The organism is Paenibacillus arenilitoris, assembly GCF_014705655.1.
Classification (GTDB): domain Bacteria; phylum Bacillota; class Bacilli; order Paenibacillales; family Paenibacillaceae; genus Pristimantibacillus; species Pristimantibacillus arenilitoris.
In genome coordinates this window covers 1-22,307 of record NZ_JACXIY010000008.1, presented here as the reverse complement: position 1 = coordinate 22,307, position 22,307 = coordinate 1, and the positions used below count along the sequence as shown (strand labels likewise).

Here is a 22,307-nt window from a genome sequence, read left to right as displayed (position 1 = left end):
TTCGCCATTCCGCTCGGCATTGCCCGAGATGCTCCGGAGTGTACTTCGCTAGGCTTAATGTGTGCCGGGTTCCATCACCCCCGGCTTTCTGGGACAGGGATTAAGCCGCTACTGCGCTCGTTCGACGCATGCATCATTTGAGATTACAGAAATTATAGAGAATGGCGTACCGAATGTCAACCTTCGCTTTCGTTCGCTTTCGTTCGCGCCGAAGGCATTCTTCACAAAAACCTATCGCACGGCGCTGCAGGCCGCTGTTTTGCTCGCGCCGGCTTTAATTGTTCTAAGCAAGTAGGGCTGGATCTTGCCCGACTGGCAATCGTTTGCCGATTCGGCCGTTTGGTTTGCCGTTATCGTCTCGGCGGCCGCCATCGCTCTGAACCTGATAACAAGGAGCGTATCGGAAAGTAGAATTTGGGCGCCCGTATCCCGTGCTGATGCCGAAAACGAGCATTAGCGTAGCCATCGACTAGCGCTTGGCTCTAACGGACCGGGATGCTCTTATTTTGATGAAACGGACATCTTTTTATTTCTAACGGACATGTGTGACGCTATTGGCACAAAATATCTTATTTCACGCCCTCATTGGAGCGAATAAGGTCGCTCGAGTCCGTTACCTATTCAAAAAGGCCGCTTTCGCCCAAATAACGGCTTATGGGTCCGTTGTGCGCAAAATCCCAAAAAAACGGCTGCATGCTCTCAGAGCCAGGCAGCCGTTCCCTTATGCCCCCTACTTGACCGCGTTCAGGCGCTCTTCCAGACGATCCCACGTTTCGGTAACGCCTTCCATCATGCCCATATCTATAACCGACTTGAGCGCTTCCGCGGACACGTATTCGGATCGGCTGACCAGCTTCGTCCTGCCGTCCAGGTCGATGAATTGCATCGTGACGTCGGTCGATGGCATCTCGTCGTTCATATTGCCCTCGGCATCCGAGAAGTAATCGGTGTAGACGATCGTATCCGGCTCGTCGATTTCCTTGTAAATCCCTTTGCCCCACGACTCCATCCCGTAATACTCGCCGAAGCTTTCGTCGACGCACTTCATGCAGTAGTGCCAAACGCCGCCCGGCCGGAAATCCAAGTTGCAGACCGGCAGGTCCCAGCCTTTCGGCCCCCACCAATGCTTGAGATGCTCGGGCTCCTTAAACATGCTGAACACGAGCTCGCGCGGCGCGTCGAATACGCGCTCCAGCACCAGCACCCGATCGTTCTCCACTCTCGAAACCATTGCGCTATTGGACATTTGAATACTTCCTCCCACTATAAAGTAATGTTTTCTCCCGTTTCCTCGCCCATTCTTAAGATTTCAACTTTGACAGTTTGAGAAGTGCAGGTGGAGAATGTAGTCACCGCACCGAATTCCTGTAAGAGCGTATGCGGGAACAGAGTTTAGGATCGTTTGGTTCCAAAACTGTGGATAATGAGTATGATCGCACAGTGGATCTCCACACTCACCCTTGGGGTTTACCCTCCCATATCACGCTGGGTCTATGCCCTTACATTCCTTCGTTCTACCTCTCAAGGGGTGGATGCCGATTTTTGCTCCTCTACGGGGTCGTTGCCCTTATGGAATATTGTTCGTCGGCTTCTCCGGTGCTTCCGTTGTCGTAGTTGTTCACTTGTGAATAAGCAAGATTACAGGCGATTGCTTCGTTGATGCTAAGCAGCCATTTGTTGTAACTGAGCGTGCCGAATAGGACCAATGACATCGATAGGGCTGTATGTTCGTTGCTTTGTCCCCAGCGTATGAAGCACTCGAATGAGTTTTCCGCATAACGCGATGAGTGACTGTTTCTTCTTCAGCGGATTTTGACTACGTGTCGTGAAATACCGGTGAAGAGCTTGGAACTCTTTGTTCTTTGCCACCATTGGCATCACCGCGCGGAACAACAGCGCTCGCAGGCGTGATCGCCCTCGCTTGGTAATGCCCGTCTGGCCCTTGCGTATGCCTGAACTGTTCTCCATGAGATTTAACCCGGCCAAACGAATGATCTGCTGACCGTGATCGTAACTATTTAGGTCACCGATTTCCGCCAGAAACCCAGCTATGGTCAAGACTCCCATTCCGGGTATCGTCAGCATTTCTGCCGTTCCTGGGATGTTCTCCAGAATCTCCATCACCTTTACCATGATGGCTTCAAGTTGCTCGTTATACAGGTCGAACTGCTCAAGAAGCGTGCTCAGCTCCATTCGGGCCGCTACGACGCCTTCTGTCAGCCCAATCGAGACGCTAGCGGCGGCGTAGAGCGCTTCTGCCCGCTTGATTCCCACACCGCGCTTCACCCCCGTCTTCCAATGAGCCAGGACGTCTCTGGCCCCTTTGGCGACGATGTCAGCTGGTAACGGAAATGCTCGCATAGCCATGAGCGATGCCTTGCCATCCCAGTCCTTAAACACGCTAGTATACTCTGGGAAAAAGCGGTCAAACCAATTGCCGATACGGCTCTTGACTTGGGTCAAACTGTCAGACACCTTCTCCCGCAGATTCATCAGGATTCGCAATTCTGCGTATTCCTTCGTCGGCAGCTTCGGTTCCGAATAATTTCCGTCCCGAATGAGTTTAGCGATGACTTTTGCATCCTTGTAGTCGCTCTTTGTCGGCGAGTTGTCTTCAAGCTCTTTCGTCTTGTTAACATGATGCGGATTCACGACGACCACTTGAATGCCTTGGTCTTGCAAGTAGGCCGCTAATGGAAACCAGTAATGTCCAGTAGGCTCGATGCCAAATAGGATGTCTGTCTTGCCGTGTGTTCGCCCGATCTCCTTCATCCACGCTGCAAGCTTCGTCAGCCCTACCTGGTCGTTGTTGAACACGCAATCCTTGCCGAGCTCGATACCACGGAAATCCACCGCACGAGCTACGTGAATCTTCTTTGCGATGTCCGCTCCGACGACCAGAGTCGAATCGGTAATTCGTGTAATCCGTTGATTCTGTTTCTGTTTTAACTTAAACTTCATGATGAGTGCCTCTTTTCGTATGTGGGTGTTGTTCTTGGCGGAACGTTTCCCAGTATACTAGAGGCGCTTTTTTCATTCAAAGCTCAAATTACTTCATTACAGGAATGGCTCCTCTTGATATTGGATGATGGCTTAGCATTCCCGACGGATTCCGCGAGGTAGCCGTTTCTTGATGTTTTAAATATACTATATAAGGAATATTCCTGTCAAGGAATATTATAGCTCATCCGTTTCGGATAATTTTTCGGTCCATTTTACGCCATGCATGTATGGATGCCTTCACACTTGGAAGGCTATAAGGGGGCTGTCGTGTAACCCATTCCTTATGCGGGACGATCGGAATGGAACATGACGCCGCCGTATTACAAGGCCTCCCGGTTCACCGATCGGCGCGGGGGACGACGCAAAGCCCATGTCAAAAAAAACGGAGCCGTCTCTCCGGTCGCTTCATGACCTTGCGAGACAGCCCCTGCTATATACGCGCCCTGATTCTAATCGGCCGGCTCTCTCTCCGCCGCGGCAAGAGGGCCGTGCCGCTCCGTGCCGGGCGAATCGTCCTCTTCGACGAACCGCTTGAGCGCGGACAGCTTGTTTTCCCAATACCGTTCATAATACGCGAGCCAGCGCTTCAGTTCCAGCAGCGGCTCCGGGCTCAGGCGGTAGCGCGTCTCCCGGCCGACCTTCCGGTCCTTCACGAGCCCTGCGTCCGCCAGCACGCGCAGATGCTTGGACACCGCCGTCCGGCTCATCGCGAAATGTCCGCTGATGGCGGTAACCGGCATTTCCTCGTCGCTCAGCAGATGCAGAAGCCTGCGCCGGGTCGGGTCGGCAATCGCCTGGAATACGTCGTGCTTGTGCGCCTGCTCCGCCATGTCACGCCTCGATCATTTGCTTCAGCTTCGCGACGATGCCGACCCAGCCGTGATTCATTCTGTCGCGCACGATCGCATGCGATTCCTGGAACTCGGTGACGGTATCCTCCGACCAGCCCGAGTGGATGAGCGTGAACTCGGTTCCGCCCGCCTTCTCCGCGAGCTCGAACGTCAGCGTCCAGTCCTTGCCCCATGTGAAGGACAAGCGGTTCGGCGGATCGATGGCGGTCACCTTGCACGGCGACATGCCGAACGGTCCCGCGTTCAGCTCGAATTCGTGGCCTTCCACCGGCTCGAAGTTATTCGGCATGAACCATGCCGCGATGCCTTCCGCGGTCGATACGGCATCCCATACCTTGCGAATCGGCGCGTTCAGCTGCACGGTCTGCCGAATATCCGGCAGCGTGTTTGCATGTTGTTCTCCCATTTGATAAAACCTCCGTTAACGGTTAAAATTCGTCTCAATATGAAACCTTTTGGTTTCACTTCACCATTATACGAAACCTTTTGGTTTCACGTCAACCGATTGCCTATTGGTTATTTTATCCGTTTCCTTAACGCGTATCCGGTCCAATCCCATTATGTGCGATTGACTCCAGCGGCAATTGCATGAATAATAAAAAGATAGAAGAGATAGAGAGATCAAACATACGGGAGGAATCATATGTCCATCATTCCGCGTTTATTGGAGTTCAACAAGCAATTTGTCGAAGAGAAACAATACGAAGCCTATTTGACCGACAAGTTCCCCGACAAAAAAATCGCCATCCTCACCTGCATGGACACCCGCCTCGTCGAGCTTCTGCCGAAGGCGCTCAACCTGAAGAACGGCGACGCCAAATTTATCAAAAACGCTGGTGCGGTCTTGACGCAACCGTTCGGCAGCGCGATGCGCAGCATTCTCGTAGCCGTCTACGAGCTTGGCGCGCGCGAGGTGCTCGTCATCGGCCATCACGGCTGCGGCATGACGAACCTGGATACGAAGGGCCTCGTCAACAAGTTCATCGAGAGAGGCGTCGACCCGCTTGCCATCGAGACGCTCGAGAACGCCGGCATCCGGATGGACAAGTTTCTGCGCGGCTTCAAAGAGCCCGAGGAAGGCGTCATGCACAGCGTCAAAATGATCCGCAAGCACCCGTTGTTCCCGAAGGACATTCCGGTTCACGGCTTTGTCATCCATCCGGAGACGGGCCAGCTGGAGCTGCTCGTCGAGGATTACCGCGAGGATGCGCAATCTAGCGTAAACGGCTGACGCCGTCCTTTGGCGGCACAAGCTCGTATCGCGATGAAATATAAGCTCATTTATAAGTGCAACCTTATAAATTCTTATATTTAAATAAAAAGAGCAAAGCGCTTCGCGCTTTGCTCTTTTTTATTGTTCGCCGCCGATTAGAAAAACTCGTCCAACAGCTGGTAATAGCCGATCTTCGCTTGGTCCGGCTCGCCGAGCCCGTATGCGTCGAGGAATGCCGGCACGTGCTCCGCGCCGAAATTATACCCGATGCTTCTCGCGGCCAGCGCCAAATCCTGATACCTGTCGGCGATTCCCGCCCGCCCGAGGTCGATGAATCCGCCAATCCGGCCTTCCCGGATGACGACGTTCGGCAAGCAGTAGTCGCCGTGCGTGAAGACCGGATCCTCGGACGCCGGCTTACCTGCGAGCAGCTCCCGGTACAAGTCCTCCGCCCGCCTGCCCTGCCGGACCGTATCGAAATCGTCCTCGTCCACGAGTCCAAGCCCGGTCCGACGCCCCGCTTCGGCAAGGACGACCGCCAGCGTCCGGTCGAACGGGCAATCCGCGATCGGAACGCCATGCACCATGCGCAGCCCTTCGGCCAGCAGCCGGATCAACTGCGGAAGCGACCGCTCATGCGCCTTCTCCGAGGCGTCCAGCCCCGCGATCTCCGTCAGCAGCAAATATTCCCCCGTCTCGTCCTCCGCGAAGAGGACGACCTCCGGCACGGGAAGCTTCCCCCGCAGCCATTCGATCCGCTCCTTCTCGCCGCGCAGCTTCTCGACCGCGTCCGCGGCGTGATGCTTCAGGAAAAAACGGCCCGCATCGCCGGTCAGCCGATAAGTCCGCGATTCCGACATGCCCACGGTTACCCGCTGCCGCCGGCAGCCCGCGGTAAGCCTCTCGATCTCCCGCGGGAGCGTGAGCTCGCGCTCGCCCATATGAACCACATCCCCTCCCGTTTTTCACCATTATACGCGATTCGGGCGAGCTCCTTCTATCTTCTCGTCAATACGCGTAAAAATCCTCGTTCGTCAGGTCCATGTTGACGCCGATGGCGGCCTTGCTCCCTTCGCCGGCCGCGATGACAAGCTGGGAGGGGGTGATGATCGAGGCGTCTCCCGCCGCGTAGACGCCGATGGCGGTCGTTCGCCCGTAATCGTCCGTGACGAAGCCGCCCGATGGCGCCACCTGGCAGCCGAGCGCCTCCCCGAACGCCGCGCCCTGCTCCCATCTCGGGGAGACGAAGCCCCCTTCCCGCCGCGCCTCTTCGCCGTCCTCGAACGCGATCCGGCGCAGCATGCCCCTCTCCCCGCCCAAGGCGCGGATTCGGCTTCGATTGACCCGTATGCCTCTGCGCCCCAGCAGTCCCTCCTGTTCGGCGCTTACGTTGTTCGCCCCGTTCGTGCACAGCAGGATGTCCCCGCTCCAATTGCGGACGATTTTGGCGGTGTGGTAAGCGTTGGAGCTGTCCGAGATGACGACGAGCCGCTTATCCCGCAGCTCCCACCCGTCGCAATAAGGGCAGCTGAACAGGCTTATGCCGTAATACTCGCGTATGCCCGGCACCGCCGGCAGCGTCTCCTTGAGCCCCGTTGCCAGGATGACGGTGCGCGTCCGGTAGATTACGCCGTTGCCCGTCTGCACCAGAAACCCCGGCTGGCCGCGCACGACCCCGACCACCCGGTCCGGCTTGACCGTCACGGACGGGTAATTCGCCAATTCCCCGTGCGCAAGCCTGCGAAATTCCTTCGGCCCGACGCCGTCGCGCGTAATGAAGCCGTGCGACTCGCGCGTCACCGCGTTGCGCGGCCGATTGTCGTCGAACACGATCGCGACTCTTCTCGCCCTGCCGAGCACGAGCGCCGCATTCAGGCCGGCCGGCCCCCCTCCGATCACGGCGCAATCCAGCCACATTCCGACCGCCTCCTTTTCCCCCGGGGCAAGCCGCGCCGAGCCTTGTCCCGTTCTCCATTACCGCATCGTCCATTATGTCTATTCGACCGACCGGGGAATCATGCTTCGCGCATGAGGCAAACACCGGGAAATCATGCCTATTTTTGTAGAATGGCGCGGGAAGTCGTGCTATGATAAAAGAACTACATAACAAGGACCGGACAGATGAGAACGGCGCAATCGGCGAGCAGCAGCATTGTTCCTTGCACGGAGGGGTAGAAAGTGGCGAACCAAGCCATTCAGAAGAAAAAATCAACTTATCGCGAGTCTATCAAGTCGACGCCCGGCCAGCCGTCCGTCACGGCGGAGTTCTCGCAGCGCCCCGCCTCGCCGGCGGGCTTGCTGCAGCTGCAGCGGTCGGCGGGCAACCGGGCCGCGCAGTCCGTTCTGCAAATGGCCGGCGGCGAAGCGAAATCGGAAGTCGGTTCACAAGCGATAACTAGCTGGCTCAAATCGGAAGCCGCGAAGGACAAGAAAACGGATTTGTTCGCCTTTTTCGAAGGATTGAGCCCGATGACGCAAAAAATAGCCGTCAACCTGTTCGCCGGGGGAAGCGGCGCGCCTTCGCTGGCCAAAGCCAAAAAAAACATGACGGGCCTTCTCGGCTTTAGCGTGGACTGGGACAAGTTTTCGACGATCGTCCGGACGCTGCAGGGCAAGGATACGAAAAATTACAACGAGGATACCGAGCGGGATTACGTGACGTACGCTGCGACAGGAGCGGCGGCGTCCGTGGGCGCTTCGAGCGCGGCCGCCACGAGCGTGAGCGAAGCGCAAAGCCTGTTCGGCGCTTCGAACGAAGGCGCGCTTGGCGCCGTCACGGATCTCGGCCCGGCATCGGCCGCGCTCAGCGGGATTACCTCCGGCATGCAAATTTACAACGCGGCGCAGAACCACGACGCGGCGCTGGGAACGCACGACAAAGCGCAAAATATCGTCGCCGAAGGCGGGGGCGGCGTCGCCGATCTTGCCCGGTTCGGCGCGACCGGCGTCGTCAACACGCAGAAATTTCTCGGCGCGGCGACGAGCACGGCGGCGACCGCGGCGGCCGGCGCGGCCGGCGTGGCGGGCGGGGCCGCCTACATGGTCAGCGGCATCGCGGGGGCTTACACGCACAACAAGCGCATGGGCAACCTGACCGAGATCGAGAAGAACGCCGCCGGCAAGGACGAGCAGCTTGGGCTTGCCGCGGGCATCGGCGCGAGCACGCAGCGCCTCAACCGGAACAAGAGCGCGGCCACAGCCGTGAAAGGGGCCGCGATGATCGTCGGCGGCGGGCTGCTGCTCGCCAGCGCGGCCACGCCGGTAGGCTGGCTGCTGCTCGGCGCCGCGGGCGCGATCGGCGGCGTCGCCGCCGTCTACAAATTTTACAAGAAGCGCGCGCGCAAGGAAGAGGTCGTCGACCGGTTCCTCCGCGTCGACGACAAGCTTGCGGAGATGCAGGCGGCCGATCCCCAGGCGAAGCCGGATAGAGCCAAGGTACGGGCAACGCTGCTTCAGAAGCGGGGCTTCAACTCCGTCGCGCAGTGCTACAGCCAGATTATTACCGACCTTGCCCATACGATCCATAAGAAAGGCGTCATCGGCTCCGAGCCGGAATACGTCAGCCTGATCCGGAATATCGGTTTGACGGCGGATGCCGCGAAGGGGACGCCGAAGGTCGAGCTTATCGCGAAGAAACTGCATACTTAGCGTTAACGGGAGGTTAGGCATGGAGCATTTGAACGCCGCGGGGCCGCAGGAGCTGCTGCGATTGCTGGAATCCGAATATCTCGCCGCGGGATTTCCCGTCGGCCGGACAGGCGAGGCGGACGATCCGCGGTACCGCCCGCTCGTCGTGCCATTTGACGGAATCGGCGAAGAGGAGCGGCTTCTTCGGCTGGAGCTGTGCTTTCTGCCGCATATGGAGGAAGCCGAAGCGGCCGGCATTGCGATGCTGCAGTCGTTCGCGACCATTGCGGAGGGCGTCCCGCCGGGGCGCTTCGGCGACCTGCTTCGGCTGGCAGCCAGGCTGAATACGATCCTTCCGCTGGGCGCTTTCGGCTTGTTCGAAGATACGGGCGTCGTCTACTACAAGCATAACGCTCTGCTGCTTCTGGACAACGGCAGCGCCGCGAACGTCAAGGCGATCGACGCGCAGAACGGCCTCATTCTCCATTTGCATCAGCTCTATATGGAGGCGTTCATCGGGGTCGCGGAAGGCCGCCTATCCGCCGGAGAAGCCCTCGATTGTCTGTTTCCGGCAGATTAATATCTTCTCACATCGACCGCTTCCAATCGACAATCGTCTCCATCGATTGTATAATTTTGTTGTTCCTTCATACCTTTTTTTTGGTGGTGACGATCATTTTATACGCATTCTCGTTAATCTTGTCTTTTGTTATCGTTTATTTGCTCATTCCGCCGTTCGGAAAGCTGGCGTTCCGGCTTGATTTTGTGGACAAGCCCCGCAAGGACGTGGAGCGCAAGCTTCACCGGGAGCCGATCCCGCTGACCGCGAGCTACGTCATCTTTATCGGCTTCTTCGCGACGTACCTGCTCGTGACGAGAGACTTCTCCCTGCAGACCGGCGCCCTGATCGCCGGCGGAGTGCTGCTGCTCATTATCGGAACGGTCGATGACTGGTACAAAACGAAGGGCAAGGATTTCCCTTCGCTGCCGAAGTTCATCGTCCAAATCTCGGCCGCCGTGCTCGTATACGCCTCCGGCATCGCGTTTACCGGGTTTTACAACCCGTTCTCCGGCGAATACGTGGTGCTGCCCGTCATCTTGCAGTTCCTGCTGACGATTCTATGGATATTCGGCGTGACGACGGTCATCAACTTCTCCGACGGCATGGACGGGCTGGCCGGCGGACTGGCCGCGATATCGGCGGTTACGCTGTTCATCGTCGCCATCGCCAAGGGGCAGTCCAACTCGGCCATTATGGCGATTATTCTGGTCGGCGTGACCGTCGCTTACCTGCGCTACAATAAACCTCCCGCCAAAATATTTATGGGAGACGCAGGCGCGACCTTCATCGGCTTCATTCTGGCGGTCATCGCGCTGGACGGCGCATTTAAGCAGGCGACCATCATGTCGCTCTTCATTCCGATTCTCGCGCTCGGGGTGCCGATCTTCGACAACGTGTTCGTCGTCATCCGGCGAATGCTGCAAGGCAAAGCGATCTACCAGGCCGACGCCAGCCAGGCGCATTACCGGCTGCTTCGGGCCGGGCTCAATACGAAGCAGGTGGTCATGTTCCTCTGCTTGATCAGCACCTGCTTGTGCTTGTCCTCGATCATTCTGCTGCTCGTTCAGATCTAAACGCGAACAAGGGGCCGTCCCTTCAGGCTAATTGCCCGAAGAGGACGGCCCCTTCCGATTTATCGCCGATCGAACAATCGCAAAACCTCGTTCCAGTACCACTGACCGTAATAATTCGATGCCTGATCGAGCCCCTCGATCCACAAGGCTGCGCGCCTGCCGTTCGGACGGCTCAGCAGCGCGTTCGCGGTCTTCCCGTCGCTCCTGACCCACGACAGCCGGTTCCGCAGCGCGGCCTGGACGTAATCGCCGAAGCCCGCGGGCGGCTTCGTCAGCCCGGACTGCCTCCCGCTCGCAAGCTCGATGGCGAACAATCGCGGCTTGTCCCGGTCGTTCAGGCTGACGTCCCGCGCGGATTCCTTCGCCCTCGACACGACGATTTGCCCCGGTCCCTGCCAGACCAAGCTCTGATCGGCGAAGCCCTCCGGCGTATACACCGCCGATCTGCCGGTGGCGACATCGAGCACCTTCAGCCGCTTGTTCACGCCGGCATCGCGTCCGACCCCCTTGATGAAGGCCAGCCGGTCGTCATTCGGCGCCCACTCGAACCATTGCTCGTTGTTCGCCATCTCATCCAGCGTCCGGAACACGACGCCGTCGGCCGAAACGACGCAGAGCGTATTGCTGTCCGCGGACAGTGAAGCGGTCGGCGTCGCGAGAAAAGCGATCCAGCGGCCGTCCGCGGACCATTTGAACGAGCTGGTGCCGACGGCAAAAAATTCGTCGGACGGTCTCGGCAGCACGTGAACGGTCACGTATCGGTCCGGATCGCCCAGCGCCCGAAGCGGAATTTCGTACAGGATGACCGGCGTCCAGCCGTCCGGCTGCAGCTCCGAGCCGGAGGAGGCGAAGAAGCCCTTCCCATCCGGCAGCCACGAGTAATTGCCGATGCCGTCGGCCGACGCGATCGGCTTGTCCGGCTGCCTGGCGTCGACGTATTGCAGCCGCCGCTCCGTCCGGTAAGCGAGCTTGAGATCCGCCGGCGACCACTCAAAGTAGCGGCTTCCCGCCGCCGTTACCAAGGAACGGCGGCCCGTCGGCGCATGGACCACCCATAGCTCCCGCTCCTGCTCGCCCTTCGTGAAAGCGAGCCATTCGCCGTCGAACGACCACTTCGGATTCCGGATGAACGGTCCGTCCGCCAGCTTTCGCTCGTCCGCGCCTTCCTTCAGCCATAGGTCGCCTCCCCGCACGAAAGCCGCTGCCGGCACATCCGTCCTGGCCGCGTGAACGACGCCGCCTCCGAGCCACCATAATAAAACCGGAAGAAGCGCAAGCAAGACGGCTCTTCCTCTCATGTGCATCATCGATCCCCTCCTATGCGGCTTCGCGCCCAGTCCGCCTGGCAGACAAAGCCTCTAACCCATACGGTTCCCTCGGACGGATGAATCATGCAAGAAAAAAAGCCGGCCGGCGTCTAAAAAGACGCCGAGCTGGCTTTGTTCGTTCCGCCTAACACCGAATTGACGATCGCAAGAAATTTATTCGCGGCGATCGGCTTCGCGACGAAATGCTTCGCCCCGAGCCACACCGTCCGCATGACGACGCCCTTTTCGGCAATCGCGCTGACCATGACGATCTTCGCGTCCGGGAAGTGATACAAAATTTTGCGGAGCGCCTTCACGCCGTCCGTTCCGGGCATCTCGATATCCATCGTCACGAGGTCGGGCTGCAGACGCAAATACTGCACGTAGGCTTCCGCCCCGTCCTCCGCTTCGCCCACGACCTGATGCCCTGCATCCTCCAGGAGCGCTTTTAACGTTTCACGATCGAATTTGGAATCATCTACGATTAGTACGGTTGCCATCCGCCTGTTCCCCCTTAACCCCTTAGCCTTCCTACAAGCATACCTCTTCGCGCTGAACAGTTTCTGAACAACAGGAAACAAGCTGGCAGAAAGCGAATAGTAGAAGGAAACGACCATCATTCGCCAAGGAGCTGCAGCCATGAACGCTATTCTGGTAGACGACGAAAAACCGGCGCTGCTTCATCTGGAGCGGATGCTCGCCGAGGAAGGGCGGCTTGCGGTCGCCGGCAAATTTACGACGGCCCGCGAAGCGTTGGAGCATGTAAGCAAGACGGCGACGGACTTCGTCTTTCTCGATATCGGCATGCCGGAAATGAACGGCCTGGAGGCCGCCAACTATTTTTTGCAAATCGATCCCCGTATCCGCATCGTCTACGTGACGGCTTTCTCCGAGTACGCGATCGAGGCGTTCGAGCTCAACGCTCTCGACTATTTGCTGAAGCCGGTCAGCCCGGCGAGGCTGGCCAAGACGGTCGAGAGAATCGCCGAGTACGCCGGCATGACGGCCGCCGCCCGGCAAGAACCGGACGAGCCCGGCCGCGAGGCGGCGATTCTCGCCTTTCGGCGGCTCGATTTCCGCGGCGGCGGCCAGAGCGGGGCGAGGCTCAAGTGGCGCACCGCCAAAGCGCAGGAGCTGTTCGCCTACATGCTGCATCAGAAGGGCAAATGGATCGACAAGGACGTCATCCTCGACCTGCTGTGGCCGGATTATCCGCCGGACAAAGCGACCACGCATTTGCACACTTCGGTGTATCAAATCCGGAAGCTGCTGAAGGAATGGGAAATCGACGCGGCCGTCGAATACGCGCAGGAAGGCTACCGGCTGAATGCCGACCATCTGACGACCGACGTCGAGCTGTTCGAGCAAGGCTTGGCCGAGCCGCATAAGGCGGGCGGGCGGCGGCAGCCTTATGCGGACGTTCTGCGGCTGTACGCCGGACCGTATTTGGAGGAGCATGATTACGCCTGGGCCAAGCCGAGGCGGGAGCAGCTTCGGCAGAAATACGTTGACTTCGTGCTGGCGGCGGCCCAGACCGAAGCGGCGGCCGGACGCCATGCGAACGCCGTTCCGCTGCTGTTGGATGCGCAGGAGAAGGACCCCTATTCCGAGGTGATCTGTCGGAAGCTGATGACCGTATACGCGGACTTGCGAGACGACAACGCTCTGCAAAGCTGCTATGCATCGTTCTGCCGGCTTATCGAGCAGGAGCTCGGCATCGAGCCCGAGCCGCGGACGAAGCAAACGTACGAGCTACTGCTTCGGTCTTCCCGCGGCTGACGCCTTCGGCACGAGAAATTCGACCTTCGTGCCTTGGTGCGGGGCGGTGTCGATGCGCAGGCCGTCGCCGTAGAGGGCGACGAGCCTTCTTTGGATGTTTTTGAGACCGACCCGGCCCGCGCCGGATTCCGACAGCGCCTCCTCGATCCGCTCCGGCGAGACGCCGACGCCGTCGTCCGCCACCGAAACCTTGACGCCCTCGTCCGCTTCCTCGATGCGGACGCGCACCGTCCCTCCGCTTTGCCTCTTCATGACGCCGTGGTTGACCGCGTTCTCGACGATCGGCTGGATGCACAGCGGCGGAATGAGCGCGTTCCCGTCCCCGCTCACCTCGAATTCGACCTGGAGCCGCTCGTCGAACCGGGCTTTCTCCAGCGCCAAATACGACCGGACGAGCTCCAGCTCCTTCTTGACCGTCGTCAGCCTCTCGCGGCTTCGGAAGTCGAAGCTGCTTCGCAGAAACTGGCTTAATTCCATCAGCAAATCCATCGCCTTATACGGATCGGCCGGGCAGACGGCGATAATCGTGTTCAGCGCGTTGTACAGAAAATGAGGCTTGATCTGCGCCTGCAGGAACGCAAGCTCCGATTGCATCGCCTCTCTTACGGATTGCTTCAGCTTCAGCAGCGTCCTCACGCGCGCCCGCAGCTCGCCGGCATCGACCGGCTTGCTTAGGAAGTCGTTAATGCCCGCTTCGAAGCCCGCCTCGATATCGCCCGGCCGGCCCCTTGCGGTCAGCAGCAGCACCGGCAGCTCGGACAGGCTGTGCGTGCGGCGGATCGTCCGGCACAGCTCGAGCCCCGACATGCCCGGCATCATCCAATCCGTCACGACGAGATCGAACGGGGTAGAGCCGGACAAGCAGCTCAGCGCTTCCGCCGCCCGGCTAGCCGCGACGACCTCGCATCGTTCCAGCGACAGCAGGTTGACGAGCACCTGCAGATTGACCGGATCGTCGTCGACGGCAAGCACGCGGAATTCGGGAGGCATCGGCGGCGCATCGGCATTCTCTCCCGGCAGGAAGCCCGTCTCAAGCGCGGCCGCCGCTTCCGCCGCGGCCCGGCCGGGCGCCTCCCCGGCATCGCCGGCGACCGGAATCGTGAACGAGAACGTCGACCCTCTGCCCAGCTTCGACTCTACGTCGATCGTCCCTCCGTGCAGCTCGACCAGCTTCTTCGTTATGCTAAGGCCGAGCCCCGAGCCTTCGAACGCTCTCCGGTCCGCGGCTCCGGCGTGGAGCGATGATTCGAACAAATCGTCGAAGCGGTCGGACGCGATGCCTTGCCCCGTATCCTCCACCTTCACCGTCACAAAGCCGTCACCGGCCTCGGCGACGAGCGCGATTTCGCCGCGGGTCGTGAATTTCGCCGCGTTGCCGAGCAGGTTGTACAAAATTTGGCGCAGACGGTCCTCGTCCGCGCTAAGCGGCGGAAGCTCGTCCGGCCACTGCCGGACTAACCGCACGTCTTTGCCCGCGAGCAGATGGCGGATCACCTCGATGACCGATTCGGCCACCGCCGGCAAATGCACCGTGCGCCGGTGCAGCTTGATTTCCCCATTCTCCAGCTTGGCGAAATCGAGAATGTCGTTGACCAGCAGCGACAATTGCTTCCCGGTGCTGACGATCATCGCCAGATGCTCCGCCTGCTTCCGGTTATGGATCGCGCCCGCGGCGCCTTCGAGCATCGATTGCGCGATATTGACGATGCCGTGCAGCGGCGTGCGCAGCTCGTGGGACGTATTGGCCATAAATTCGTCCTTGAGGCCGTCGAGCTTCTGCAGCCGTCCCGACAGCTGCTCCACCTCCCGCACCGACGCGGCGAAATGCTTCCCCTGCAGCAGCGTCTGCGACAGGATGAGCACGATCATTTCGTAAGGAATGACGATCGCCTCGTTCAGCACGCCCGCCACCTGCAGCAGGCTCATCAGGATGATAACGAACAAGCTTTGCGCGCTGAGCAGCAGATAGAGATAATCGCCGCGCTTTCTTCGCATGCCCTTCAGCAGCAGATACGTAATGATGCAGACGGACACGAATCCGGCCGCGACGAATACCGGCTCCCCCTGCGCGATCCAGGCGGCGGGCAGGCAGGCGGCGCCGAGCATAAGGAAGGCCACGATCCGCCGCGCCGCGGTTAGCAGCTTCTTCGGCACGACATGGGGGACGATCCGGTCCACCGATCGGAGCAAGAAGTAGTAGGCGACGGTGGAAGACGAGAACTGCAGCTTCATCACGAGCCAATGCGGAATGCCCGGCACGACCGCCGCAATCAGCTTCTCGCCCTGCACAAGCATGTACAGGAGCGCCGTCAAGCTGAACAGGCCCAAATAAAGCAACGAACGCTCCTTCTTCCTCATGCCGTACAGAAGCAGAAAATAAGCGGCGGGCACAAGAAAGCAGGCGAATATGATGGCGTCCTTGAAGATGGCGAGCTCCCTGCTTTTCTGGATGGCTTTTTGCTCGCCGAACAGGATCGGATAGATGATGCCGCCCGAGGAGTAGCTGTAATTGGACACGTGGACGATAAGCTCCGCCGTTCCGCCTTCGATTTTTTCAAAGCCGACGTAAGGGATGTTGCGCTGGGCATCTTCGTCCGCGCTCGCGCCGGGGTCGCCGCTCGCCCCGATCTCCTCTCCGTTCAGGAAGATCCGGTTCGCCATTCTTATATTGGACGTCCGGATGCCGTACACGGCATCGGCGCCGCGGTCCAGCTTGATCCGGAGCCTGTACGTCGCATAGCCGTGCCCGGGCAGGTCGCCCGGCTCCCGCTCCAAGTAACGGTTCCACTTGCCGGGCACCTGCGCGAGGGACGGCTCGTCCGCTTCGCCGAATTGCCCGGGGAGCAGCAGCCGGTGCGGATAGAACTCCCATTCCCCGGTTAACGGAACCGTTCCGTCCCGGGCCGGATCCCAGCCGGACAAGTCGAGGAAGCCGTCCGCCGCGCGTGGCTGGTGGAAGGATGGATAGACGGACAGGATAATGAAATAGACAGGCAGGATGACGGCGACGATGACGGCCGCGGCGACATGCAGCACTCGGTTGTTCATGGACTCGGCTCCTCGGACGAACGATTGGGCGGCTTCTTCGATCGGCAAGATTCGAACCGATTATATGCCATTTCCGCCGATAGGGCAAAGGAAAAGGCGCGGATGCTAATATCAAAAAATGAAACTAAATTGTGTTTAACTCCGCACACTCCTTGTTTAGTTTTAAAATATGAAGTTAGACGATATCATTCACGCTTCACCTTTGACATTAACCGATTTAGTTGCAAAATTTGAAACTAAACACCTACGAATCCGCCTTTTTTTACATTTTGTTTCAGTTTTTGAAATTAAAAAATAAGTCTAGAGGTCGGATGGCTTTCGCTCGCGTAATGGTCGTCGCATCGGCTCCTCCGATGTTATTCCCTCTGGGGACGAGCGTCATCGGTTCCTCGAATAACAAAAAAATGCCCGTTACAGTCGATGCGAATAGGCATCGATTGTAACGGGCATTCTCCTTAATTAAACACCGTTAGCTCAGGCAGGCGGTCTCCTTCGCCTGCCTGCCCACCTCCGGTTCACACCTGTATATCCCGCCGCCGGTAGCCGACGAACGCCGCGAAGAGGCATAAGGCCGCGATCGCCACTCCCGTCAGGACGAAGCCGAGGCCAAGCCCGCTTTCGATAACCTCCGCCGCATCCGCGTATTGGAACGGCGACAGGAAGCGCAGGAAGTCGATGCTGCCGCTCACCTCGACGGCCACCGACAGCAGAAACGTCAGCAGCATGACCCCGGCGGAGATCGCGACGGCCCTTTTCGGGCGTCCGCCCGCTCCCGCGACGGCAAAGCCTGCGCTCAGGAACACGAACTGTACCAGCAGCATGCCCAGCATCAGCTCCGCGATCGGAGCCGCGACGGACTCGCCTTCGGCGGCATATTGCCCCACGACCAGCACGGAGCTCGCCCACATCGCCGCATTGAACACGATTAAATGGACGAGCCCCGCCAGCAGCTTGGCCGTCAGCAGCCGGTCCCTGGAGATCGGCTTGGCGAGCAGAAACTCCGAGGTTTTGTCCCTCTCCTCCTTGGACAAAATATTCGCGCCCAGCATGGAGGCATGCACCGCTGCCATCAGCAGCAGATAGAGGAACAACACCCCATAATAGCCGATCGGCGTCGAAATATCCAGGTCGGCGACCCCGAACACCGCTTGCAGCGTCTTCGGCAGGTCGGCCATCAGCTCGTTCATGGAATCGCCGGACTCCGCCATGCCCGCGTATTTGCCCATGCCGCCCGCCACCATCGCGATAATACCGACGATCCAGATGAGCAGCGACTTCCGACTGGCCTTCATTTCCCTCCGAAATAGATTCATCTTCTTCCTCCCTCCTTACGTCGCTTGAACGTCGCGCTTCGCATATCGAACGATTCCGTACGTCAGGCATACCGCTGCAATGACGGCCGACGCAATGAGAAATTCCGGCTCGTAGCCGCCATGCGCCGCGATATAGCTGCGGTCGAAATATTGGAACGGCGTCAAATAACGAAGCTTGCCGTCGCCCGTCGACGCCCCGATGAACGAAATGATGAAGAACGCGAACACCGTGCCGAGCGTCACCGGCAGCACCGTCTTCATGCGCGGCAGCAGCAGCGCCGCGGCGAAGCCGATCGCGAGGAACACCAGCTGGATCAGCAGCAGGGACAACGTAATGAGCGCGAAGATTCCGAAGTCGAAGCTCGCAATCTTAACCGCCGTGGCGATCAGGCCGGCTGCTCCGAAGAAGACGGCGTTCGTCAGCAGGAGCAGCGTCAGCGCGGCCAGCGACTTGGCGGCGAACACGGCTCCGCGCGTCACGGGTTTGGCGAGCAGGAAGTCCGCTGTCTTCTCCCTCCCCTCCTTCGACAGGATGGAAGTCCCCAGATGCATAGCCTGTATAGAGCCGCACAGCGTCACGTAGGTAAAGATGTACGAATAAAAGCCGATCAGCGACGTTATGGAATCCAGCTGAAGCCCGACTGCCTTCATAACGGCCTCCGGCATCGATTGCAGCACCTCGCGGAACGCGTCCGCGTCCTTCGCGAAGGAAGGGAACATCGCCATCATGAGCAGCACGATACCGGCCAAGGACGCCGTCCAGAGGAGCGTCGTGCCGCGATACGCCTTCAGCTCGTACCAAAATATGTTCATGGCCGCTTACGCCCCCTTCACGTAATAATGCATGAAGATTTCCTCCAGATCCGGCTCCTCCACCCACATGTTCCGAAGGTCCAGCTCAGCGATCCGGCGCGTAATTTCGTTGATGTTGCCTTTGTACAGGAAGCTGACTTCGCCATCCTCCTGCTTCCACTCCGTCACTCCGGGGATGGCGAACGCTCCGGGGGCGACCTGACCCGCCGGTTGAAGCTTGAAGCGCTTGTAGGTGTTCTCCTTCAGCTCGCTCATCTTCTCCAGCGCCATTAGCCGGCCTTCCTTGATAATGGCCACGCGATTGCACAGCCGCTGCACCTCGCTCAAAATATGCGAGGAGAACAGAATGGTCGCTCCGCGCTTGTTCTCCTCCTCCAGCAGCTCGAAGAAACGCTGCTGCATGAGCGGATCGAGGCCGCTCGTCGGTTCGTCGAGTATGATGAGCTTCGGCGAATGCAGCAGCCCTTGCACGATGCCGACCTTCTTTTTGTTGCCGAGGGAAAGATCGTCGATCTTCTTGGTCAAGTCCAGCTCCATTCGTTCCGCCAACGCTTTGATGCGCCCCGCGCAGTCCTTCTTGTAGAAGCTCGCGGAGTAATTCAGCAAATCCTTGACCCGCATGTTGTCGTAATAGAATACTTCGGACGGCAAATAGCCGATCTCCTTCTTGATCTCCGGGCCGTGCTCGATGCAATCCTTGCCGAAAATGCGCGCGCTGCCGCTCGTGGGGTAGATTAGCCCTAGCATCGTCCGGATCGTCGTCGACTTGCCCGCGCCGTTCGGTCCGATGAAGCCGAAGATCTCCCCCTCCTCCACCGTGAAGCTGAGATCGGTTACGCCTCTTGCTCCTCCGTAAGTTTTGGTCAGCCCGTTCAGTTCAATGACAGCCATGCCGCATTCCTCCCTCGTCTTGGTTCGCGCCGCATCCGGCATCGCGCGGCCGTAGCAGCCGAAACCCGGCGTTTCACTTGTAAAAGCTCGTTTTGAACAGCTCCAAGTACCGGTCGAACTCCTCCATCATATAGGGGATATCCAGGTCGATCCCGAGCGCCCTGTGCCTCGCCCTCTCCGCCTCGCCCATCCCTTCGAGCGCCCACAAAATAACGTTAATCGCCCGGTCGGCGTCGATGTCCGGCCTGAACTTGCTCTTGTCGATGTCCGCGAACAGCCGGTAATAAGCGGTCTCCGCGATTTCCTTGCTGCGGGCCTTCAGCTCGGCGCTCACCTCGGCGCTGTCCTCGAAGAAGATCGTCTTCTGGAAGCCCAGCAGGTCGGGATGATCGTTCAGCACGGACAGCTTCACCTGCGCGATTTGCTTCAGCCGCTCGAAGTAATCGCGTTCCTCCGGATCGACGAATTGCTCGATCGTCTCGGTTATCAGCTTGACCGCGTAGTCGTACAGGTACAGGTACAGATCCTTCTTGCTCGTAAAATAATGAAACAGCAATCCCTTCGAAATGCCCGCCTCGCGGGCGATCTCGTTCGTCGACGCCGCCTGGTAGCCCTTCTGGGCGAATACCTTGAGGGCCGCGTTAATGACGCGCTGCCGCTTCTCTTCGTCGATGCTTAGAAACTTGTCGAACACGTAAAATCCTCCTATGCGCATAGGCTGCCGCACTCGTCCGGAGACACAATCCGGGCCTGCGGCACTTGTTCCACCGGCCAACGGCTTTGACTCGCCGGCGATTCGACGGCGGGACCGTCCGTAAGCGCCAAAAGCACGTTGACCAATGTGGTCAATGCCATTTTACACCTGTTGACCAAGGTGGTCAACGGTTGTACATGTACGTTTAAATCGCTCTATTCTCCGTTTTGCTCACTTGCTGCGCCTGACCGGAACCGGATGCCACATTCGCTTCCGATTACTCGTTTCTGCTGGCGGAATCGCATCGGTTTGACCTTATTCCGCTTTTGGGAGGCGCTCTCTATGTGAAATTCCAAGGATGGACGTCCCTTACCCGCCGCCTCGCCCGAATTCTTATATGCGCGCGAAGAAGCCGCCCTTCGTTCGGGCGGCTTCTCCAAGCGGCGAATGATGCGAATTTGACGATTTCGCCGCCTGAATGGTAATATGAACGCCCTCTGGTCAAAAATTGAGATGCTTTATTTATCAAATTATAGTAATTTTATGATTAGTAACCTGTTCTATAATAACTGCCATGGAATTGGAGGTCGGATCGATGAACATACGGAGAAGATTCATTTTGCCGGCTGTCGCGCTGATCGCGATCGCGGCGGTAACGCTTGTCATATGGATATCCTTCCGGCCGGAACAAGCCGTTCGGCACGCAGCGGCCAACGAAAGTGTCATACATTCGGAAACCTTCGCCGTAACCGCCGTCTCCGGTCAATTGGATACAACGGCCAAAGGCACCCTATTTGTCCTTGGTGGCGAAGGAGAGGCTAAGCAAATACGAATCGTCGCTTCGATCGAGGTCGACCCCGACGACTGGGGCGGCATCGCTTTCAATATACCTAAGCAGTGGTATGTTTCAAATATTTTAAGCAGCTATCCCGATTCCAAAGCTCAATCCGACTCCGATGACTACGTATCGACTTGGATGACCGCGGATACGGACGTAGAATGGCACGCGAGGGTAGAAGTGGGACGCGATCGAAGTTATAAACCGGCGGAAGGCGGGACGGGGACTGTCGTCATCGACCTCGTTCATGATCAAGAGGCGGAGACGCTGCAGGAGACATTCAAAATGGTTGTCGAAGTCGGCTCCAAGGACAAGAATGGCATAAAGGTAATGGGGACCGATTTCGTGGAAATCGCGATCCCGTTGCAGCGGCCTTAGCATCGCTTCTTCTCAAAGCCCGAATGTGGGATATCGATTGCGTCGCACCGTGCGGGACACCGGGCTCGCCCCGGCAAAATGATGCACGCCCGCGTCTCTGCGTTGCTAGACGCACCCTCTCGCAAGGAGCTGGCTTCTAAATCCCCTGCCTGGTGCCTCGCAACGCTGCTATGCTATCACGCAACGGTCTCCATGTTGTCGCACAGCACCTTCTTGCTATCCATTCCGTCGCCGTGCTGCCGCGCAACACTCGCCATCCTTTCCTCACCGCAGCCGTGCTGCCATGCAACACTTGCCTTGCTATCCATTCCGTCGCCGTGCTGCCATGCAACACTTGCCTTGCTATCTGCGAACATCGCCAAGTTGCGCGCTCAACTGCGGCGTTTGTCAAGATAGTTGTCGCGATTTCTTTAAGAAAAGTATACCGTCAAGTTAGCGATTTTTGTGCAGCCTGAATAAGAGTCGCTTTTTCAGGATTGAGCCAGACTTCATCTTCTAAGCTCCAATCACGTACTTCGCCAGACCAGCGACTCGGGTTCTTGGCTTTTGCGGCTTCGTAAACTTCTTTGCGTTTCTCAAACACATCGTTTGCCAGTCCTTTATGTCGCTGACTCGGTGTAATGAAATTCAGTCCGCTATGACGATGCTCGTCGTTGTACCAGCGAGCAAATTGCTTGACCCAAACACGAGCCTCTGTTAGGTCTTTGAAGCCGTTCGCCGGATAACCAGGGCGGTACTTGCACGTGCGGAAAATTGATTCAGCATAGGGGTTGTCGTTGCTGACGCGCGGTCGGCTTCGGGAGGGCGTGATGCCTAGGCTGTACAGTGTCTCTATATAGACGGCACTAAAGGATTTTGGAAACATTTGTCTAACTCTTAGAGGTAACTAATTGTTGCCTGTAGGAGGCGTTATAATG

At 58.4% G+C, this 22,307-nt stretch carries 19 protein-coding genes and 1 pseudogene; 6 read left to right on the top strand and 14 right to left on the bottom strand.

Going from position 1 to position 22,307, the window contains the following annotated elements; translation table 11 throughout:
- Window positions 1–730: 730 nt before the first annotated feature.
- From IDH41_RS06250 to IDH41_RS06235, 4 genes are all read right to left on the bottom strand, one after another.
- Window positions 731–1,246: an SRPBCC domain-containing protein gene (locus IDH41_RS06250; protein ID WP_190859285.1), complete on the bottom strand. Its 516-nt coding sequence runs from the start codon at window positions 1,244–1,246 to the stop codon at window positions 731–733.
- 416 nt (window positions 1,247–1,662) lie between these two features.
- On the bottom strand, window positions 1,663–2,961 hold the full coding sequence (locus IDH41_RS06245) for an IS110 family RNA-guided transposase (RefSeq protein WP_190859283.1): 1,299 nt from the start codon (window positions 2,959–2,961) through the stop codon (window positions 1,663–1,665).
- Window positions 2,962–3,452: 491 nt separating this feature from the next.
- A complete protein-coding gene (locus IDH41_RS06240) occupies window positions 3,453–3,833 on the bottom strand; it encodes an ArsR/SmtB family transcription factor (RefSeq protein ID WP_190859281.1) in 381 nt (126 codons plus the stop codon).
- 1 nt (window position 3,834) lies between these two features.
- Window positions 3,835–4,260, bottom strand: coding sequence for an SRPBCC family protein (locus tag IDH41_RS06235; protein ID WP_190859279.1), 426 nt, complete (start codon window positions 4,258–4,260; stop codon window positions 3,835–3,837).
- Between the two features lie 237 nt (window positions 4,261–4,497).
- Here IDH41_RS06235 and IDH41_RS06230 point away from each other — a divergent pair, with 237 nt between their 5' ends.
- Window positions 4,498–5,085 carry a beta-class carbonic anhydrase gene (locus tag IDH41_RS06230; RefSeq protein WP_190859277.1) on the top strand — a complete coding sequence of 196 codons (588 nt, stop codon included), beginning with the start codon at window positions 4,498–4,500 and terminating at the stop codon, window positions 5,083–5,085.
- A 137-nt stretch (window positions 5,086–5,222) separates the two neighbouring features.
- Here IDH41_RS06230 and IDH41_RS06225 read toward each other — a convergent pair whose 3' ends face one another.
- The gene (locus tag IDH41_RS06225; protein WP_190859275.1) at window positions 5,223–6,008 is read right to left on the bottom strand and encodes an APH(3') family aminoglycoside O-phosphotransferase; all 786 of its coding nucleotides are present in this window, start codon (window positions 6,006–6,008) and stop codon (window positions 5,223–5,225) included.
- Between the two features lie 67 nt (window positions 6,009–6,075).
- Entirely contained in the window at window positions 6,076–6,984 is a 909-nt protein-coding gene (locus IDH41_RS06220; RefSeq protein WP_190859273.1) for an NAD(P)/FAD-dependent oxidoreductase, read from the bottom strand.
- 261 nt (window positions 6,985–7,245) lie between these two features.
- On the opposite strand from IDH41_RS06220, the gene IDH41_RS06215 reads away from it, so the two are divergent.
- The 3 genes from IDH41_RS06215 (at window position 7,246) to IDH41_RS06205 (ending at window position 10,329) form a co-directional block, all read left to right on the top strand.
- The gene (locus IDH41_RS06215) at window positions 7,246–8,715 is read left to right on the top strand and encodes a hypothetical protein (protein ID WP_190859271.1); all 1,470 of its coding nucleotides are present in this window, start codon (window positions 7,246–7,248) and stop codon (window positions 8,713–8,715) included.
- A gap of 19 nt (window positions 8,716–8,734) precedes the next feature.
- Window positions 8,735–9,274, top strand: coding sequence for a type III secretion system chaperone family protein (locus tag IDH41_RS06210; RefSeq protein WP_190859270.1), 540 nt, complete (start codon window positions 8,735–8,737; stop codon window positions 9,272–9,274).
- Window positions 9,275–9,390: 116 nt separating this feature from the next.
- Window positions 9,391–10,329, top strand: coding sequence for an MraY family glycosyltransferase (locus IDH41_RS06205; RefSeq protein ID WP_397327570.1), 939 nt, complete (start codon window positions 9,391–9,393; stop codon window positions 10,327–10,329).
- A 59-nt stretch (window positions 10,330–10,388) separates the two neighbouring features.
- Here IDH41_RS06205 and IDH41_RS06200 read toward each other — a convergent pair whose 3' ends face one another.
- Together IDH41_RS06200 and IDH41_RS06195 are read right to left on the bottom strand one after the other, a co-directional pair.
- Window positions 10,389–11,636, bottom strand: coding sequence for a TolB family protein (locus IDH41_RS06200; RefSeq protein ID WP_190859266.1), 1,248 nt, complete (start codon window positions 11,634–11,636; stop codon window positions 10,389–10,391).
- 110 nt (window positions 11,637–11,746) lie between these two features.
- Entirely contained in the window at window positions 11,747–12,136 is a 390-nt protein-coding gene (locus IDH41_RS06195; RefSeq protein ID WP_190859264.1) for a response regulator, read from the bottom strand.
- A gap of 139 nt (window positions 12,137–12,275) precedes the next feature.
- Between IDH41_RS06195 and IDH41_RS06190 the strand changes: the two genes are divergently transcribed.
- A complete protein-coding gene (locus tag IDH41_RS06190; protein WP_190859262.1) occupies window positions 12,276–13,415 on the top strand; it encodes a response regulator in 1,140 nt (379 codons plus the stop codon).
- Here IDH41_RS06190 and IDH41_RS06185 read toward each other — a convergent pair.
- From IDH41_RS06185 to IDH41_RS06165, 5 genes are all read right to left on the bottom strand, one after another.
- Window positions 13,389–16,463: a hybrid sensor histidine kinase/response regulator gene (locus tag IDH41_RS06185; RefSeq protein WP_190859260.1), complete on the bottom strand. Its 3,075-nt coding sequence runs from the start codon at window positions 16,461–16,463 to the stop codon at window positions 13,389–13,391. The two genes, IDH41_RS06190 and IDH41_RS06185, sit on opposite strands and share 27 nt — an antisense overlap.
- Window positions 16,464–16,978: 515 nt before the next feature.
- Window positions 16,979–17,776, bottom strand: coding sequence for an ABC transporter permease subunit (locus IDH41_RS06180; protein ID WP_190859258.1), 798 nt, complete (start codon window positions 17,774–17,776; stop codon window positions 16,979–16,981).
- A gap of 15 nt (window positions 17,777–17,791) precedes the next feature.
- Window positions 17,792–18,589: an ABC transporter permease subunit gene (locus IDH41_RS06175; protein ID WP_190859256.1), complete on the bottom strand. Its 798-nt coding sequence runs from the start codon at window positions 18,587–18,589 to the stop codon at window positions 17,792–17,794.
- 6 nt (window positions 18,590–18,595) lie between these two features.
- Window positions 18,596–19,480 (bottom strand): ABC transporter ATP-binding protein, encoded by an 885-nt coding sequence (locus tag IDH41_RS06170; protein WP_190859254.1) that lies wholly within the window; start codon window positions 19,478–19,480, stop codon window positions 18,596–18,598.
- 73 nt (window positions 19,481–19,553) lie between these two features.
- Window positions 19,554–20,174 carry a TetR/AcrR family transcriptional regulator gene (locus tag IDH41_RS06165; protein WP_190859252.1) on the bottom strand — a complete coding sequence of 207 codons (621 nt, stop codon included), beginning with the start codon at window positions 20,172–20,174 and terminating at the stop codon, window positions 19,554–19,556.
- Window positions 20,175–20,769: 595 nt separating this feature from the next.
- On the opposite strand from IDH41_RS06165, the gene IDH41_RS06160 reads away from it, so the two are divergent.
- The gene (locus IDH41_RS06160) at window positions 20,770–21,390 is read left to right on the top strand and encodes a hypothetical protein (RefSeq protein ID WP_190859250.1); all 621 of its coding nucleotides are present in this window, start codon (window positions 20,770–20,772) and stop codon (window positions 21,388–21,390) included.
- Window positions 21,391–21,817: 427 nt separating this feature from the next.
- On the opposite strand, the pseudogene IDH41_RS06155 reads toward IDH41_RS06160, so the two are convergent.
- Window positions 21,818–22,234: pseudogene (locus IDH41_RS06155) on the bottom strand (integrase core domain-containing protein); the annotation flags it as partial.
- Window positions 22,235–22,307: the final 73 nt, after the last annotated feature.

Bases quoted from the DNA above. Each gene is read 5' to 3' on its own strand.
- IDH41_RS06250 (WP_190859285.1), bottom strand. From the start codon at position 1,246: ATGTCCAATAGCGCAATGGTTTCGAGAGTGGAGAACGATCGGGTGCTG.
- IDH41_RS06245 (WP_190859283.1), bottom strand. From the start codon at position 2,961: ATGAAGTTTAAGTTAAAACAGAAACAGAATCAACGGATTACACGAATT.
- IDH41_RS06240 (WP_190859281.1), bottom strand. From the start codon at position 3,833: ATGGCGGAGCAGGCGCACAAGCACGACGTATTCCAGGCGATTGCCGAC.
- IDH41_RS06235 (WP_190859279.1), bottom strand. From the start codon at position 4,260: ATGGGAGAACAACATGCAAACACGCTGCCGGATATTCGGCAGACCGTG.
- IDH41_RS06230 (WP_190859277.1), top strand. From the start codon at position 4,498: ATGTCCATCATTCCGCGTTTATTGGAGTTCAACAAGCAATTTGTCGAA.
- IDH41_RS06225 (WP_190859275.1), bottom strand. From the start codon at position 6,008: ATGGGCGAGCGCGAGCTCACGCTCCCGCGGGAGATCGAGAGGCTTACC.
- IDH41_RS06220 (WP_190859273.1), bottom strand. From the start codon at position 6,984: ATGTGGCTGGATTGCGCCGTGATCGGAGGGGGGCCGGCCGGCCTGAAT.
- IDH41_RS06210 (WP_190859270.1), top strand. From the start codon at position 8,735: ATGGAGCATTTGAACGCCGCGGGGCCGCAGGAGCTGCTGCGATTGCTG.
- IDH41_RS06200 (WP_190859266.1), bottom strand. From the start codon at position 11,636: ATGATGCACATGAGAGGAAGAGCCGTCTTGCTTGCGCTTCTTCCGGTT.
- IDH41_RS06195 (WP_190859264.1), bottom strand. From the start codon at position 12,136: ATGGCAACCGTACTAATCGTAGATGATTCCAAATTCGATCGTGAAACG.
- IDH41_RS06190 (WP_190859262.1), top strand. From the start codon at position 12,276: ATGAACGCTATTCTGGTAGACGACGAAAAACCGGCGCTGCTTCATCTG.
- IDH41_RS06185 (WP_190859260.1), bottom strand. From the start codon at position 16,463: ATGAACAACCGAGTGCTGCATGTCGCCGCGGCCGTCATCGTCGCCGTC.
- IDH41_RS06180 (WP_190859258.1), bottom strand. From the start codon at position 17,776: ATGAATCTATTTCGGAGGGAAATGAAGGCCAGTCGGAAGTCGCTGCTC.
- IDH41_RS06175 (WP_190859256.1), bottom strand. From the start codon at position 18,589: ATGAACATATTTTGGTACGAGCTGAAGGCGTATCGCGGCACGACGCTC.
- IDH41_RS06170 (WP_190859254.1), bottom strand. From the start codon at position 19,480: ATGGCTGTCATTGAACTGAACGGGCTGACCAAAACTTACGGAGGAGCA.
- IDH41_RS06160 (WP_190859250.1), top strand. From the start codon at position 20,770: ATGAACATACGGAGAAGATTCATTTTGCCGGCTGTCGCGCTGATCGCG.